This window comes from Streptomyces sp. NPDC005963 (assembly GCF_040638655.1).
GTDB lineage: Bacteria > Actinomycetota > Actinomycetes > Streptomycetales > Streptomycetaceae > Streptomyces.
In genome coordinates this window covers 15831-30627 of the sequence record NZ_JBEXVD010000038.1, presented here as the reverse complement: position 1 = coordinate 30627, position 14797 = coordinate 15831, and the positions used below count along the sequence as shown (strand labels likewise).

Annotated in this window: 12 protein-coding genes; 9 read left to right on the top strand and 3 right to left on the bottom strand. The window is 69.4% G+C overall.

Annotated elements, in window-relative coordinates; genetic code table 11:
* Positions 1 to 116 precede the first annotated feature (116 nt).
* Entirely contained in the window at positions 117 to 671 is a 555-nt protein-coding gene (locus ABZ348_RS32225) for a hypothetical protein (RefSeq protein ID WP_358939184.1), read from the top strand.
* Between the two features lie 93 nt (positions 672 to 764).
* On the opposite strand, the gene ABZ348_RS32220 is transcribed toward ABZ348_RS32225, so the two are convergent.
* On the bottom strand, positions 765 to 1859 hold the full coding sequence (locus tag ABZ348_RS32220) for an O-antigen ligase family protein (RefSeq protein ID WP_358939129.1): 1095 nt from the start codon (positions 1857 to 1859) through the stop codon (positions 765 to 767).
* A gap of 355 nt (positions 1860 to 2214) precedes the next feature.
* Here ABZ348_RS32220 and ABZ348_RS32215 point away from each other — a divergent pair, with 355 nt between their 5' ends.
* From ABZ348_RS32215 to ABZ348_RS32200, 4 genes are all read left to right on the top strand, one after another.
* Complete coding sequence (locus ABZ348_RS32215; protein WP_358939127.1) at positions 2215 to 2982, top strand: hypothetical protein; 768 nt, start codon at positions 2215 to 2217, stop codon at positions 2980 to 2982.
* A gap of 172 nt (positions 2983 to 3154) precedes the next feature.
* Positions 3155 to 4780 carry an apolipoprotein N-acyltransferase gene (gene lnt, locus ABZ348_RS32210; protein WP_358939125.1) on the top strand — a complete coding sequence of 542 codons (1626 nt, stop codon included), beginning with the start codon at positions 3155 to 3157 and terminating at the stop codon, positions 4778 to 4780.
* Positions 4781 to 4789: 9 nt separating this feature from the next.
* Positions 4790 to 5299 carry an NUDIX domain-containing protein gene (locus ABZ348_RS32205; protein ID WP_358939123.1) on the top strand — a complete coding sequence of 170 codons (510 nt, stop codon included), beginning with the start codon at positions 4790 to 4792 and terminating at the stop codon, positions 5297 to 5299.
* Between the two features lie 107 nt (positions 5300 to 5406).
* Positions 5407 to 6132 carry a Clp protease N-terminal domain-containing protein gene (locus ABZ348_RS32200; RefSeq protein ID WP_358939121.1) on the top strand — a complete coding sequence of 242 codons (726 nt, stop codon included), beginning with the start codon at positions 5407 to 5409 and terminating at the stop codon, positions 6130 to 6132.
* Positions 6133 to 6559: 427 nt separating this feature from the next.
* On the opposite strand, the gene ABZ348_RS32195 is transcribed toward ABZ348_RS32200, so the two are convergent.
* Complete coding sequence (locus tag ABZ348_RS32195) at positions 6560 to 7483, bottom strand: MurR/RpiR family transcriptional regulator (RefSeq protein ID WP_358939119.1); 924 nt, start codon at positions 7481 to 7483, stop codon at positions 6560 to 6562.
* 423 nt (positions 7484 to 7906) lie between these two features.
* Here ABZ348_RS32195 and ABZ348_RS32190 point away from each other — a divergent pair, with 423 nt between their 5' ends.
* Positions 7907 to 10432, top strand: a complete 2526-nt coding sequence (locus tag ABZ348_RS32190; protein WP_358939117.1) for a SpoIIE family protein phosphatase — start codon at positions 7907 to 7909, stop codon at positions 10430 to 10432.
* 12 nt (positions 10433 to 10444) lie between these two features.
* On the opposite strand, the gene ABZ348_RS32185 is transcribed toward ABZ348_RS32190, so the two are convergent.
* Positions 10445 to 10882: a DUF6299 family protein gene (locus tag ABZ348_RS32185; protein WP_358939115.1), complete on the bottom strand. Its 438-nt coding sequence runs from the start codon at positions 10880 to 10882 to the stop codon at positions 10445 to 10447.
* 390 nt (positions 10883 to 11272) lie between these two features.
* Between ABZ348_RS32185 and ABZ348_RS32180 the strand changes: the two genes are divergently transcribed.
* From ABZ348_RS32180 to ABZ348_RS32170, 3 genes are read left to right on the top strand one after another with little or no spacing between them, the layout of a single operon-like run.
* Positions 11273 to 12229, top strand: coding sequence for a hypothetical protein (locus ABZ348_RS32180; protein ID WP_358939113.1), 957 nt, complete (start codon positions 11273 to 11275; stop codon positions 12227 to 12229).
* A gap of 59 nt (positions 12230 to 12288) precedes the next feature.
* Complete coding sequence (locus ABZ348_RS32175) at positions 12289 to 13821, top strand: amino acid permease (RefSeq protein WP_358939182.1); 1533 nt, start codon at positions 12289 to 12291, stop codon at positions 13819 to 13821.
* A gap of 50 nt (positions 13822 to 13871) precedes the next feature.
* A complete protein-coding gene (locus ABZ348_RS32170; protein ID WP_358939111.1) occupies positions 13872 to 14747 on the top strand; it encodes a GNAT family N-acetyltransferase in 876 nt (291 codons plus the stop codon).
* The last annotated feature ends 50 nt before the right edge of the window (positions 14748 to 14797 follow it).

Below are 14797 nucleotides of genomic sequence, written 5' to 3'. Positions count from 1 at the left end.
GTCGACCGACGGGCTCCGGCAGTGCAGACGCGCCATGGTGACGTTGCTCATGGACACGGGCCGACCTGCGGGAAGCTGGGTACTCTGCTGGCATGAGGGACCACTTCGATGACTCGATGCGTCCCACCGCGCACTCCGTCGAACCCGTGCCCGCGGTGTGGACCGGCCGTGCCACCAATCGGATCCAGTGGCTGCTCGCCGTCGCGGGCGCCGCGTGTATCGCACTCGGCGTGGAACTCGCCGTCGACTCCAACTGGACCGCGGGGATCGTCCCCCTGGTGATGTCCGTCGTCGGCTGTGTCGCCGCCGGCCTGCTGATGCTCTACGGAACCCTGGCCTTCGTCCATGTGGCGGTCACCGTCGACAGTGATTTCGTCGAGGTCCGTTGTGGTCACATGGGGCTGCCCCGCCGGCGGATTCCCCTCTCCCACGTGGTGGGCGCGGACTTCGCGCCCCGAGTCACTCCGCGTCAGTGGGGCGGCTGGGGCTATCGCTGGCGTCCCGAGCGGGGCACTGCGGTCATCGTCCGTCGAGGGGAGGCCGTCGTCTTCACACTCGGCGACGGCAGGACCTTCACGGTGACCGTCGACGACGCCGAAGCCGCCGTGCGTGCCGTGCGCGATCTGCTGACCCCCGGGCACCCGGGGCACGCAGCGGCCGTCCAAGGCTGAGCACAACGGCCGGACGGTACGGACCGTCCCGCGGCCCCTCGCTTTCCCGCCGCCGTCTGGAGCTGCCGTCAGTGTGAGGAGTACCTGGGGCCGTCAGGACCGCGAGGCCAGACCCAACGCCGCCGGGGAGCTGCGATTGCCCTCCGGGGGGTGGCTGCCCGCTACCCGCGCGGTCGCCAGCCCCGCAAGGAGCCCCGCCCCCGCCGTCACCGGAGCGAAGCTCAGTGCGTTGCTGGCCGATGCCACCACGGCCAGGGCCGTCAGGGCCGCCGCCGCGCTGAGCACCACGGGCGTGGGTCGCGGGGAGCGCCACAGCCCGTACAACAACCACCCGAATGCCGTAGCGAGCAGGACCACGCCCGGCACGCCCTGCTCGGCCGCCTGCTGCAAGGGCGCCGAATGGGGCTTGCCGTCCGAGCCCACCGAATCCAGGGCGGTCGGGCTCAGCACACCGAAACGTCCCGGCCCGGCACCTCGAATGGGATCGTCCTCGGCCAGTTCCACCGCGTCGTGCCACAGGGCCACCCGGTGGTGGGTCAACCCGCCCTTCAGCGAGCCGGTCAGCCCATCGGGCAGTGCGTTCTTCGCCACTCCCCAGGAAACGGCGGTCACCAGGGCTGCCGCCAGTGCGAGTCCCACCAGGGCCAGCGCCCGCCGTTGCATCCGGGCGGTGGCCAGCGCGCAGAGCAGGACGCCCGCTGCGGCCACCGCACCGGTCACCGACTCCAGGGTGACCGCTGTAACGACGACCGCGAGGGCCAGCAGCCGCAGCCCGCGACGTGCAGCACGAGGACCTGCTGCCGCTGCCGCGGAGCAGGCGGCGCCCGCCGCGAGGACCAGCAGTCCCGCGGTGGCCCCCAGATGTCCGGGTTGGACGGGGGCGCTCGTGTAGACACCGGGCACACCGACCGGGGAGACGATCGCCAGACCGAGCGCGCCGACGGAGATCGCCGATGCGGCGGCCACCGGAAGGAGCGTGCCGCTGATCCTTCCGCAGGCGTAACCGGCGGCCACCGCGAACACGGCCAACAGCACGCCCTCGGGTCTGGCGTCCCGGCCCGCGGCGCTGATCAGCGACCACGTGGCACAGCCACCGAGGACGACGGCCCCGACCGCATCGGCCGCCCGCCCCCGTTCTTGCCTGCTCCACACGCCTGGTCCAGCCACTCCGCCGACCCCCCGATCCATGACGGAACCCCCGTTGTGTCCTGCCGTATCGACGCGGAGTCTCAGCAGGGCTGGCGCACACGGTAACGGCAGGGACACGGTTTTTGTGGACTGGGGTGAGGGAAGTCCCGATGGGTGGACATGGGCGCTGATGCCTGTGGGGCACGGAATCGGCTGTTGCACCCCATATCTGGACAACAGCCGGAGGGTTGTACACATCAGGATCTCGATTCCGCGGACGTGCGATTGCACTGGCATCACGATTGCCCGGGGGGATCCGTATGGTGATCGTTCGTTCCCGGAGGGCCATAGATTCGGCCCACGACGCATTCCGAGGGGGGAGCGTCGTTCATCGAATCGAAGGATTGCCGTTCTCATGCGTCGCATCACCATCCGCCGTACCGCCCTGGCCGCCTCCGCCGTCTCGCTCGCCCTGTTGGTGACCGCGTGCGGCTCCGACGAGCCCGCGGCCAAGGACAAGGCGAAGTCCGAGGAGTCGAAGGGGGCGCCCGCCGCACCGGCTGCCAAGGCGCTGTCCCAGGCGGAGTTGGACAAACTGATGCTGACGGAGGCCGACCTGGCCAACCACAAGATCACTCCTGCCAGCAAGGTGGATCTCGCCGCGGCCAAGGGAACCACCGCCGACAAGACGGAGTGCGCCCTCCTCGTCGACGCCATGTCCCTGCGCGCCCCCGGCAAGCCGGCCGCATCGGCAAGCCGCAAGATCATGGGCATTCCGCAGGACCCCGCGAAGGACGCGTCGCCGGAGGAGAAGCTCAAGGCGGCTGTGGACGCCCTGTCCGGCACGATCACCAGCGACGTCGTGGGCTCGTACGACGGCCAGGGCGCGACCGAGGCGGTCGCGGCCATCAAGAAGGCCGGCACCGACTGTGCCGGCGGCTTCACCCTGAACGTCCCCGGTGACAAGGTGAAGATCTCCAAGGTGGAGCCCGGCGCCTACACCGCCGGCGACGAAGCGCTCGCCTACGCCTTCACCCTGGATCTGGAGGGCAAGCCCTCCACGGCGCACCTGGTCGCGGTCCGCAAGGGTGCGAACGTCGCCACCTTCTTCGCCCAGAGCCTCGCCGGCTCCGCGGACCAGCCCAAGGCGATCATCGACGCGCAGGTCAAGAAGCTCGGCTGAACCGCACACCGGTGCCGTACCGCCCCACTGTCGGGCGGTACGGCACCGGTGTGTCCGCTCCGGGCAGGGGAGTACTCATAGTCGTGCTGCAAGGGGTGCCCGAGGCGCTCTCGTAACCGCCCCCGCTGCCCAGCCTGCCGCCCGGACGCTCCCTCGCCGTAGACTCCGCCAGGTGAGCGCCACCATGACACCCGTCGACGCACCGGAGTCCGCCCCCGTCGAGCGGCGGCCACTGCTCCGCCGAATCGTGCGGCCGGGCGCCGCCGCGCTTTCGGGGGTCCTCCTCTATCTGAGCTTCCCGCCCCGTCCGCTGTGGTGGCTCGCGGTGCCCGCGATCGCCCTCCTCGGCTGGAGCCTGTACGGGCGCCGGGCCAGGGCCGCGTTCGGTCTGGGCTACCTCGGCGGCCTCGGGTTCCTGCTGCCCCTGCTGATCTGGACCGGCGAGGAGGTCGGCCCCGTCCCCTGGATCGCACTGGCCGCGGTGGAGGCACTCTTCATCGCCACGGCCGCCGTGGGGATCGCCTGGGTCGGCCGACTGCCCGCGTGGCCCGTCTGGGCGGCTGCGGTGTGGATCCTGGGCGAGGCGGCGCGAGCCCGGGTGCCCTTCGGCGGATTCCCCTGGGGCAAGGTGGCGTTCGGTCAGGCGGACGGGGTCTTCCTGCCGCTCGCAGCGCTCGGCGGGACGCCGGTGCTCGGGTTCGCCGTGGTGCTCTGCGGTTTCGGCCTGTTCGAAACGGTGCGTCGCGTGCTGGCGTACCGACGCACCGGCGTCCTGCCGAAGGGCCCGATGGCCGCGGCGCTCCTGACGGTCCTGGTGCCCGTCACCGCCGCGCTGGCCGCGCTGCCCCTCGTCGACGACTCGGCCGAGGACGGCACCGCAACGGTGGCGGCGATTCAGGGCAACGTGCCCCGGCTGGGTCTGGACTTCAACGCGCAGCGGCGCGCAGTCCTCGACAACCACGCGCGGCGCACCGAGGAACTCGCGGCGGACGTGAAGGCCGGCAAGGTGGGACAGCCCGACTTCGTGTTGTGGCCGGAGAACTCGTCCGACCTCGATCCCTACCGCAACGCGGACGCCCGCATGGTGATCGACCGGGCGGTGCGGGCCATTGGTGTGCCGACCGTCGTGGGGGCGGTGCTCACCCCGGACACCGGCAAGCTCCGCAACACCCTTATCGAGTGGGACCCGGAACGCGGCCCCGTCAACACCTATGACAAGCGCCACGTACAGCCCTTCGGCGAGTACATTCCCATGCGCTCCGTGGTGCGGATCTTCAGCTCGGACGTCGACCGGGTCCGCCGGGACTTCGGCCCGGGGGAGAAGGTGGGTGTCTTCGACCTCGCCGGCACCAAGGTCGGTCTGGTCACCTGCTACGAGGCCGCTTTCGACGACATGGCGCGGGACACCGTGACGGAAGGCGCACAGCTCATCTCCGTACCGAGCAACAACGCCACCTTCGGGCGCAGCGAGATGACGTACCAGCAGTTGGCGATGTCCCGGGTGCGGGCGGTCGAGCACGGCCGGTCCGTGGTGGTTCCCGTGACCAGCGGGGTCAGCGCCGTGATCATGCCGGACGGCGAGGTCGTCCAGAAGACGCGGATGTTCACACCGGACGCACTGGTGGCCGAGGTGCCGCTGCGCTCCTCGCTGACTCCCGCCACCCGGCTCGGGGTCTGGCCCGAAGTGTTCTTGCTGCTCCTTGCGGCCGGCGGTCTCGGTCGGGTGGCCGTGGGCGCGGTGCAGGCGAGGCGTTCGTCCCGGGCCGCTGGCGACGGGGGAACCGCCCGGGAGGGTTAGGGTCGCGCCATGGGAACCCCTGACTTCATCCGTGACATTCGGGCAGACGCGGGCCACCAGCTGTTGTTGCTGCCGGGAGTGTCCGCCGTCGTCTTCGACGAACGGGGACGGATCCTGTTGGGCAGGCGCGCCGACGACGGACGCTGGTCGACCATCGGCGGGATCCCCGAGCCCGGTGAGGAGCCTGCGGACACCGCCGTCCGTGAGGTGTACGAGGAGACCGCCGTGCACTGCGTGCCGGAGAACGTGGTCCTGGTCCGGGCGATGCCGGAGCCGGTCGTCTACCCCAACGGGGATCGCTGTCAGTACCTCGACATCACCTTCCGCTGCCGCGCAATCGGGGGTGAGGCGCGGGTGAACGACGATGAGTCACTGGAGGTGGGCTGGTTCTCCGTGGACGCCCTGCCCGTGCTCCCGCCGTGGGAGGGCTTCCAGGTGGAGCGGGCCGTGGCCGGTGGGTCCTCGTGGTTCCAACCCGCGGGCACTGCGGTGCCACCGGCTCCGGGCACGCTTTCCTAGGGCTTCCGCACGGACGGATGCGGCAGTGGTGTTCGTCAGTCTGACCGGGCGTCTCCATATGTCAACCCAAGGTTGACGCTATCTCTCTGTCAACCTACGGTTGACGCATGGAGAAGCCTGCGCAGATGATCCATCCGGTGCGCCTCGACGATCTGATCGAGGCGATCAAGAACGCCCACACGAACGAACTCGACCAACTCTCGGGGGCGGTCATCGCCGCCGACCACCTCAGCGAAGTGGCCGACCACCTCGTCGGCCACTTCGTGGACCAGGCGCGCCGCTCGGGCGCCTCCTGGGCGGAGATCGGCAAGAGCATGGGGGTGACCCGTCAGGCCGCCCAGAAGCGGTTCGTCGCCAAGGGGGGCGAGTCGTCCGATCTCGACCCCGGCCAGGGGTTCAGTCGGTTCACGGTCCGCGCGAAGAACGCGGTCGTAGCCGCTCAGAACGAGGCCCACGCGGCGCACAACGAGCACATCGCCCCGGCCCATCTGGTCCTCGGGCTGCTGAGCGAGCCCGAGTCCCTGGCCGCTCGTGCGCTCCGGGCCCAGGGGGTGCTGTTGGATTCGGTGCGGCAGGTGGCGGCCGAAGCCCTTCCCGCCGCGGTGGAGGAGGCCCCCTCGCTGGTGCCCTTCGGTCCCGGCGCCCGCAAGGCGTTGGAGTTGACCTATCGCGAGGCGTTGCGACTGGGCCATCAGCGCATCGGTACCGAGCACGTACTGCTCGCGCTGTTGGAACAGGAGAACGGGGCTGGGGTCCTTGCGGCGGCCGGTGTGGACTGGGCCGCAGCGGAGGCGTACGTCGTGGAAGCTCTCGCCGCCGCGCAAGGCGGTTGAACCCGCCCGTCGGTGATTGCGGCGGCCTCGATCCAGGGGTAGACCGAGGCCGCCGAAGGGGGCATCCGCAGGGGACGGAGTGCCCTCACGGACTACCGCGAAGGCAACGCGAGGAGGACAAGCGTTCCTTCGTGGGGTCCGGCTCTAGTGGGCCCGCAGGGGCCAGGGGGAAGCGGCATCGCCGATGTCGCCCACGGACGGGACGGGTCCCGGCTCCGGGAGGCGGTACGCACCGTTTAAGGCGGCACGAGGGGTGATGAGCATCGTTGCGAACTGCCGAATCCTCGATGGCGGGGGACCGGTCCGGGGGTCCGAGGACCTCCGGTTACCGGTTCAGTAAATATATATACCGTTGAGTAATCAAGGGTATGAAAAAATTCATGCATATTGGTTCATCAACGAACCTCCGACCCCCGGACGGCGGGGGTCAGTCCTCCAGGAAGAAGTCGTGGTGCTCCGCTGCCTGTTCATAGCCCTCAAGCCGTGCCTGAGTGCGCTGGGGGTCAGCGTCCGCCATGGCCTGGAGCAGGGCGGCGGAGAGCACGCCGGGCGCCGCATAGGAGTCGAAGACGAGGCGGGAGCCGGTGGCGGCGGCGAACGTCACGTCGGCCTCGTCCGTCAGCGGGCTCAGGGCCAGATCGGTGATCAGCGCGATGCGGAGCCCGGCGCTGCGCGCGGCCCGCATGGCCGCGAGGGTCTCCTTGGCGTGCCGCGGCATCGCGAAGGCCAGCACCCAGGTCCCGCCCGCTTCCCGTGACTGGAGGAGGGCGTCGTAGGCGACGCTGCCGCCCCGGAGCACCGTCCGGACATCGGGGTGGATGCGTCGGGCCGCGTAGGCGAAGTACTCCGCGAGGGAGACCGAGATGCGCAGCCCGAGGACCGTCAGGGGGACCGATCGGGCCAGTTCCCCGCCGACGTCGAGCATCTGTTGGGTGTCGGCGAGCAGCCTGCGCAGGCTCTCCAGATTGTCGATCTCGGCGTCCACTGCGGCTTGCAACTCGTTGCGGCGGTTCTCCTCGCGCGACTCCGGCGAGGCCGCCACTGCGCTGAGGGCGATCGGTTGCAGTGCTTCGCGCAGTGCGGGATACCCGCTGAAGCCCACGGAGGCTGCGAACCGGGTGACCGACGGCTGGCTCACTCCCACCCGATCCGCCAGATCGGTGATCGACAAGAAGGCTGCCTCGGTGAGGTGTTCGGTGATGTACTGCGCGATGCGCCGCTGCCCCGGAGAGAGCCGATGGCCTCCGAACAGGGCGAGGACCCTGTCCGTGGGGGCGGGCTCCACGTCGGGAGCCGGTCTTCCCGGCGTGATCGCAGACGCCTGTGCGCGTGTCTGCTGATCTGATGGCACCGGTGTCACTCCTTCTCGTCCCACTCCCGGCTCAACATAGCCCAGGAGCCCTTGCCGTACGACGGATGTACGTTCGGCCCCTACCTGTTGTCTCAGATAGCGGACAACGGCTGGACCGGTGGACGTGGACCAGTCGATCGCCGCCGCGCCGGACCAGCTGCCGTGGTGGGGCATCCGGGTTGCGCACTCCGTCATGAGATGCGCGGTGTGGTGGCTGAGGAGCATATTGGGCTTGGGCGTGTCTTTGGTCGGTCAGGATCGAACGAGCGGGGGCTGTGTCGTGCAGCGCAAGGCGGAGGAGCAGGTCCACCTGGTTGTAGACCGGCGCCCTGCGATGGCTTCGGTGGCGGGGCCGGGGCACTTTGGGGCGGGTCTTCGGGGCCCCCGTCCGTCCGTCCCCCGTGATCCGGAGGAACGCTTCAGATGACCTGGTACGGCGAGGCGGGGCGCCTTCCGCCCCGGCGGTCCGATGCGCAGGAGTTCCCCGAGGCGTCCCCGAGCGTTCACCGCGCCCCCGGAGAGTTGGACGTGGTGCTCGCCCAGGCCGCGGTGAGCGCGGCGGAGGCCGTCGGCGGATACGCAGGTGGCGTCTATCTGCGCTCGTCGACGGAGGGGTTGCTGAGACTGGCCGTGCTCGCCGGGCTGCCGGCCAGGCTCTTCCACCCCTGGTGGCGGATGCACGCCAACCGCCCCTTCCCGGTCGCCGAGGCATACCGCTCGGGGCGGGCGATCCATCTGGCCGACGCCGAAGAGTCCATGCGGCGCTTCCCGCAGTTGATGGCGGGACTGCCGTTCCCCTTCAGTTCGCTGTACGTCCCGGTCGTCAGCGGCAAGGAGAAGTTCGGGGTGCTCTCCGTACTGAGGCGGGCCACGCCGGGCCATCCGGTCGAGAACAGCGACCGCCACCGCATCCACAACGTCGCCCGACGGCTGGCGTCGGCCCTCGGAGATCTGGAGCGACGGGGCGTCCCGGTCACCTGGGACGGCGAACCCCAGCCCGTCCAACGTCCCTCCGTCACCACGCCACTGGTCCGCATCGGGCACTTCACCTGGGAACTCGACAGTGGAACCCTGACCGCCGACGACGAACTGTGCGCCATCCTGGGACTCGACCCCGCGCACTTCGGCGGCACCGTACAGGCGTTGACCGAACGACTGCTCCACGAGGACGTGCTGGGCATCTGGGCCCTGGCCCGTCAGATCGCCGCGTCCGGTCGTCGAGCGCGACGCAGGATCCAGGTGCGCGGACCGGACGGCCGACCGTACTTCTTCGAACTCTCCACCACGACGGAGCAGCAGCCCGGAGCGCAGGACCCGGTACGGCTCAGCGGTTGCCTGGTCGACCTCGGGTCGGCCCCGCTCGTCTTCGAGGCGACGGACCGGCTGCCGCGGGGAGTCTTCTCCCTCGACCGGCTCGGCCGGATCACCTATCTCAACCACAGCGCGGAGACGCTCCTGGGCCGTGCCCGCACTGAACTGGCCGGCCGGCCCCTGTGGGACGCGCTGCCCTGGCTCGGACACACGGTCTACGAAGACCACTTCCGCGCGGCCCTGATGTCCGACACCCCCGTCCACTTCGTGGCGCGCCGCGCGCCCCAGGAGTGGTTGGCGTTCTCGCTCTACTCGGGCCACGACGGACTGACGGCCACCGTCGTCGCGGCCGAGGAGCCCACCCAGGTACCGGAACCCGAGCCCGATGCCGCACCTGGAACCGTGCTCGGTCCCGGAGCCGGCTCGCCGGCCGACCGGGCCTCGGCGCTCTACCGTCCGGTGGCGCTGGCGATCGCCCTGACGGAGGCGGTGACGGCACGTCAAGTGTCAGCCGTGGTAACCGAGGAGTTGCTTCCCGCGTTCGGCGGCCGACAACTGGCGATCTACCTCCTGCACGAGCGCCATCTCTTCCTCGCCTGGGAGACCGGATTCCCTCAGGGTTTCCTGGACCGCTTCGACGGGGTGGCGCTCGACTCGCGGCTTCCCGGCGTGGAAACGCTCACTTCCGGCCGGCCCATCTTCTTCGAATCGATGGAGCAACTGGGGTCCGCGTATCCGGGCATTCCGTTGGACGCCCACGTCGGTGCCCGGGCCTTCCTCCCCCTGATCGCCTCCGGCCGACCGGTGGGTTCCTGCATCCTCGGGTTCGACCAGCCGCGCGGCTTCAGTCCCGAGGAGCGCGCCGTCCTCACCGCACTCGCCGGACTGATCGCGCAGGCCCTCGCCCGCGCCCAGCGCTACGACACCGAGGCGGCGCTCGCCCGCGGACTTCAGGACGCCCTGTTGCCGCACCAACTGCCCGTACTCGACAACGCTGCCACCGTCGGCCGCTATCTGCCGGGCACTCAGGGCATGGACGTGGGCGGGGACTGGTACGACGTCGTCGAGACCGGTGACCGGCTCGCCCTCGTCATCGGGGACGTCCAGGGCCACGGGGTGTCCGCGGCGGCCACCATGGGGCAGATCAGAAGCGCGGTCCGGGCGTTCGCACTGAGCGGGGAAGCTCCCGAGGAGGTGATGAGCGGTACCAATCGACTGCTCATCGATCTCGACCCGGGGCAGTTCGCGAGCTGTTGCTACATCGTCGTCGACCCCCTGACCGGCCACACCCAGGCGGTACGGGCCGGTCACCCCCAGCCGCTGCTGCACCGCCCGGACGGCGTGACGGAAGTCCTCGACCTGGCGGGAGGCGTCGTCCTCGGCGTCGATGCGTCAGCCACCTATCCGGTGACCGAGTTGCGCCTGGAGTCCGGGGCCGTGCTCGCCCTCTACACCGACGGACTGGTGGAACAGCCAGGCATCGACATCGATCTCGGAGTGGAGCGGCTGCGCAGCACCCTCGCCGAGTGCGGCTCGTCCCCGCTGCCCGAGACGGCCGACCGCTTGATCCGTGAGGCGAGGGCGGCGACCGACCGTCCGGACGACATCGCGCTGCTACTCGCCTCGCGCTGGGAGTGAGTCGACGGCCGGTCAGCTCTGTTGGAGCGTGAGCGACCCGGTGTCCGATGCCAGGACCGCGGGGAAGGGCACCAGCCCGTTCGAGAAGTCCAGGTGGAGCAGTGTCGCTTCGCTGCGGGCCGCCCCCGGGCGAAGGATTGCGGAGCCCTGGCCCGTCGCCCGCCAGGTGCGCTCCTTTCCGTCGCAGGTCGCCACCACCCCGTCGAGATGGGTCCGGGTGTCTCCTTGGACCGCCTGGGAGCCGATGAGGACCGGGCCGAGGCGCTGGGACGAGCAGCGGTAGGTGCCGGTGAGGGTGATCGCCCCGTCGGAGGCGACCCTTCCCACCTGATCGACCGTGACGGTGTTCGATACGAGGTGGGCGCCTGCGCTGGCGGATAGGGGGCCGACCACGAGAGCCGTGGCGATACAGGCCGAGAAAATGAACGCTGAGTGTCGTTGGATGATCATGCCTGCCCAACGAGTGTCCATCCTTGAGGTGTCGTCGCTCCGTGCGAACGGGTGAGTCGCCCGCCATTTCGACGCTCGGTCAACTTGCCGATCGAACCCGCGGTCTCCCGCGCCCCATTTCCGCTTCGCCCAGACGAACCGACACCCCCACTATGGAGCAGATGTTCTAGAAGCGGCCGGCTATCACCAGGTGTATGAGAGACGGCATATGCCAGCGCTCTCAGTGATGTGCAATAGACCCGGCCAACGTTCGCCGACCGAGTGTTTTCCCTGTCACTGGGTCCTGAGTAGGGTGTGATCCCGCAGTCCGTGATCCACAGAGATCCGGCATTGTCCGGCACGGCCGGAATGCGGGCGGACGGCGCCGTCCGGGGGGAAGGGGGACAGACCGTGGCCGCTGGCCCGTTCCATGGGCAGTACGTTTGGCATCCGGCAGCTGATGATCACCAGCTCGCTCGTGCTTGCATCGACGTACGGGCGGGGCGATACCTCGGTGCTCAGGAGGCACTCCGGGAAGCACGAGGGGATTTCGAGGTCAGGGCGCACCGTTCGCTGGTGCTGGCGTCCGAGGCGGCGGACTCCGATTTGGCCGAACGCTGGCTGGCCGAGGAGCCCGGTCCCGAATCGTCCCTGCTGTGGGCGCGGGTCGCCATGCTCCGGGCGCTGCGCTCGGCCGACGAGGGGGGACCGCACACCGAAGCCCTGGTGGACATCGCCAACGCCGCAGCCGAACGGGCCGCCCGCCTGCTGCCGAAGGATCCGACCCCCTGGGTCGCCCAGTTGGCCGTTACCCGCATCAGACGTCCCATGGACCGGGCCCCCCTCGGCCTGCTGACCGCACCGCCCGGACCCTGGCAACTCTTCGCCCGCATCCTGCGCCTCGACCCCTGGAACCGCGAGGCGCACCACCGTTTTCTCGCCTTCTTCTTCACCCGGTACGGCGGCACGGCGAGCGCGCGCTGGGACGTGGCCGCCTTCCTGAGCAACCGTGCCCCCCTCAACTCCTCCGTGCGACTCCTGCCCCTGGTGGCCCTGGCCGAGGAGTACGACCCCAACTCGCTGCTGGCCCACCACGCCTGGCGGCAGCCGCAGTGCGTGGCGACGGCGGCAGCCGGCTACACCCACTGGTTCCCCCGACTCGGCGACTACCCCTTCACGCCCGTCCTCGACCTCTCCTATCTCGCGCACGCGCTCTACCTGGGACGGCGGGAATTCGAAGCCCGTGAAGTCCTCGCGGCCATGGGGCCCTTTGCCGCACGCATGCCGTGGAGTGTCTTCGGTTCACCCGAGGACCAATTGTCCCGAGCGAGAAGAGCCTGTGGACTTCCCGTTCCCGGCTCCCACTGAGCATTGATCTGCCCGTTTGCCAAGTCAGAAAGGAAAATGACGCGGTCGTGTCCGAGAGAATGACTGCCACCCGGCCGAGGAAACGTCATCGAGATGATGGCGCCGTCGTTCTCGACGATGACGCGACACTTCATGCGATGGGGTATCCGCGAAAACTCACCCGGCGTTTCCGTACGTTCGACAACTTCGCGATCTCGTTCACCATCATCAATGTCATCTCCGGTATCTTCTCGGCCTTCGGATTCGGCATGGTCTCGGGTGGACCGCTCATCTTGGTGTTCGGCTGGATCGGCGTCTCCATCATGGTCCTGTTCGTCGGGGCAGCCATGGGTGAAATCGCATCCGCCTATCCCACGAGCGGTGCCCTCTACTTCTCCGCGGGCAAACTCGCCAAACGGCACCGCGGCGCCTGGTCCTGGTACACGGGCTGGCTGAACTTCGTCGGCCAGATCGGCGGAACGGCGGCCACCGGATACGCCGCGGCCACCTTCATCCAGGCGTTCATCGTCATGCAGTGGCCCGGCTACCAGGTCACAGGCCACCGAACCGTGGTCATCACCACGGCGATCCTGCTCCTCCAGGCGCTCGCCAACACCTACACCGTGCAACTCGTCGCCGCGCTCAACCGGATCTCCGTATGGTGGCTGACCATCGGCGTGACGGTCATCGTCCTCTGCCTCGTCCTGATCCCGAGCCACCATCAATCACCCGCCTTCACCACTCATTTCGTGAACAGCACCGGCTTCTCCAATGCGGCCTACGCCGCAATGCTCGGCCTGCTGGTGACCAGTTGGACCTTCACCGGATTCGACGGAAGCTTCCACATGTCCGAAGAGACGGTGAAGTCCACCGTGAGTACACCCAGGGGCATCATGTGGGCCATCGGCTGCTCCGCCGCCGCCGGCCTCATTCTCATGATCGCCCTGGTGTTTGCGATCCGCGATTACCCGACTACAGCGAGTTCATCGGCGCCGCCCGTACGGATTCTGATCGATGCTCTGGGCACGGGCACCGCGCGACTCCTCCTCCTCATCGTCATCGGTGCGATGCTGTTCTGCGGCCTCGCCAACATGACGAGCAATACCCGCCAGATCTTCGCTTTTGCGCGCGACGGTGCCATGCCCGGTTCCCGGCTGTGGCATTCGGTATCACCTCGTACCCGGACACCCGTCAAGGCGGTCTGGCTGGCCGCCGGTTGCTCCTTCCTGCTGATCACCCCCGCCTGGTGGTCGCACACCGTGTTCGCGGCGATCGTCAGCGTCAATGTCGTCGGCCTCTACCTCGCCTACGGCGTGCCCATCTACCTCAGACTGCGGCTGGGCGAGGGATTCGAGCCCGGCCCCTGGCACCTGGGACGCTGGGGCAGACCCGTCGCGCGCACCGCCGTGGCCTGGATCGTCTTCAGCAGCGTGCTGTTCATGCTGCCCCACGTCTCACCGATCACCCCGACGACCTTCAACTACGCGCCGATCGCCCTGGGGGTGGTCCTCCTGGTGGCCACTGCCTGGTGGTTCGCCGCCGCTCGCCGCCGCTTCCAAGGGCCCGTCAGCTACGGGAGCCCCGACGAAGTCGCCGCCATGGACCTGGTGTGACCGGACGCACCGCGCCGGCCATCGAGACGACCCCAGAAGGGATTTCGCCCATGACCCGTCCACTCGACGAGACCGTTCGGACCTCCGACGTCCTCACCGTCAGCAGCGCCTCGCCGAAGGAGTGGCAGCACATCGCCGCCTGGGCCGCCACCGAAGGGTGGAACCCCGGCACCGGTGACGTGGAGTGCTTCCACCCCACCGATCCCGCGGGCTTCTTCATCGGGAGCATCGCGGACGAACCCGTCTCCGCGATCTCCGTCGTCAACTACTCGGACGACTACGCCTTCCTCGGCTACTACCTCGTCCGCCCCGATCTCCGCGGTCAGGGCCTGGGGCTGAAGACCTGGCGGGCGGCCTTCCCCCATGCCGGGGACCGGCTCGTCGGCCTGGACGCCGTACCGGCGCAGCAGGACAACTACCAGCGCTCCGGCTTCGTCCCCGCCTACGGAACGGTCCGTTACGGGGGAGTCCCGCGCAAGGTCGACGTCGGAAGCGGAGTCGTGCCCGCCGCCCCTGGGCACCTCGATGCGATCGCCGCCTACGACCGCCACTGCTTCCCCGCCGAACGGCGCGACTTCCTGGCCCGCTGGCTCACCGCCCCCGGGCACACCGCGCGTCTACGGCTCCGGGACGGAACGGTCACCGGGTACGGAGTGATCAGGCCGGGTCTGGACACCTTCCGGATCGGCCCCCTCTTCGCCGACACCCCCGAGGACGCCGCGGCCGTGCTGGACGCGCTCACCGCGGACCTCGGGCCCTCGGACGAGGTGGCCGTCGACATGCCCGACACCCAGCCGGCCGCCGCCGCGCTGGCGACCGAGCGCGGACTGACGCCCCAGTTCCCCACCGTGCGGATGTACACGGGGCCTGCTCCCGACATCCGCGCCGATCGGGTCTTCGGCATCACGACCCTGGAACTCGGCTAGCCACAGGCCCTGCTGACGCCCCGTGCGAGCCGATCGGGTCCACCGGGGCG